General features: G+C 25.8%; 1 protein-coding gene. It reads right to left on the bottom strand.

The annotated features are described in order from the left end of the window. Window positions 1–1243, bottom strand: a 1243-nt coding sequence (locus tag C4B24_RS04755) for a hypothetical protein (protein ID WP_210725204.1), incomplete at its 3' end; no start/stop codon positions are given. Between the last annotated feature and the right edge of the window lie 15 nt (window positions 1244–1258).

The following is a 1258-nucleotide window of genomic DNA, read 5'->3' as shown; positions in this document are numbered from 1 at the left end:
TATAAAAATCAGTTACAACTCATTTCTCATCTTTTCTTTCAATTATATTTTTTGTCTTATTTTCCAAACTTCACCATTCTTTAATAAGAGAATTATATAAAAAGGTTTTTGAAAGATTGGGGTTGTCATGTGTTTTTAAAAACTCATAGCCATGGTTTATGTTATCTTCTATACTTTTCTGGTATCTTCATGAAAATCTCTCATTTTGAGTGGCTATAGAATACAATTCATCTATAAAGGCATTGAGATTTTCAAACTTTCAACTTTCGTCACCATACTCTTGCATCAGTGTCTCTCTTGTAACATTATTAATTACAACTGTTTGAGGAATTAATTTGTAAATCTCCTCGCCACCATTATTTTGTTTTTTAATAAAATAGGAAAATTTATTATAGGTGTTTTCATCCATTTCTATAAGTATGTTTACTTTGGGGTTTCTATAAAGGATTGAGATATGTTGCAAAATTTTATTTTTTAATTCGGTATTTTTGATTCTATCTAAATCTTCAAAGTGGATGTTTATCCATTTTCTCTTTAATAAACCCCGAGTTTTGTCATTTAATAAATCAGAAATTAATACGTTATATTCACCTTTTTCTAACATATTAGAAAAATTGTTTTTTAAGTTAATCTTCAAAGAAAAATAACTAACTATTGTAAGCACTGTTTCGGTAACGAAAGAAATCGCTGATGCTCCAGGACCTACGTATCGATAAAGAAGCACAACTGGGATTATAAAGAATATAGCAAACAAAACAAGGGCAATTCAAGTTTTTCAAGAAACAGCATTTAACTTTAATTTTGTCTCAACATTTTGAAATTCAGCATTTAAAATAAATCATTTTTTCAAAAATTTAAAATAGCCTAATTTATAAAATATTGACCTTCATAAAGTTGAGGATATCGTTTTATTATTTTCTTTGAATGTTTTTGATTCAAGTTTTTTATTCGTTTCTAGCTTTTCATCATACTCTTTGAAAATTTGTCACAAATTTAATTTAATAGTTTTTGATTTCTTGTTCATTTTATCAAATGTTTTAATAGCCAATTCAGTTGTGAAGGTTTTACCGGCTCCTCTATTTCCAATTATTCCTAAAATGGTATTTTCTTCATGCATGATATTCAGCATTTTCTTTAGAGTTTTTTCTTTTTCTTTGTATAAATTATTCTTTTCTATTGCTTTTTTATAATTTTCTTCAATCTTTTGTTTGAGTTTTAATTTCTTGTGAGTTCTTTTTTTCATAAATATATTATATTT

Origin of the sequence: Mycoplasma marinum, from assembly GCF_004335975.1 — a bacterium.
Classification (GTDB): Bacteria; Bacillota_I; Bacilli_A; order Mycoplasmatales; family Metamycoplasmataceae; genus Mycoplasma_K; species Mycoplasma_K marinum.
Note: the sequence above shows the minus strand (reverse complement) of the source record. Positions and strands in the feature narration are given on the sequence as shown.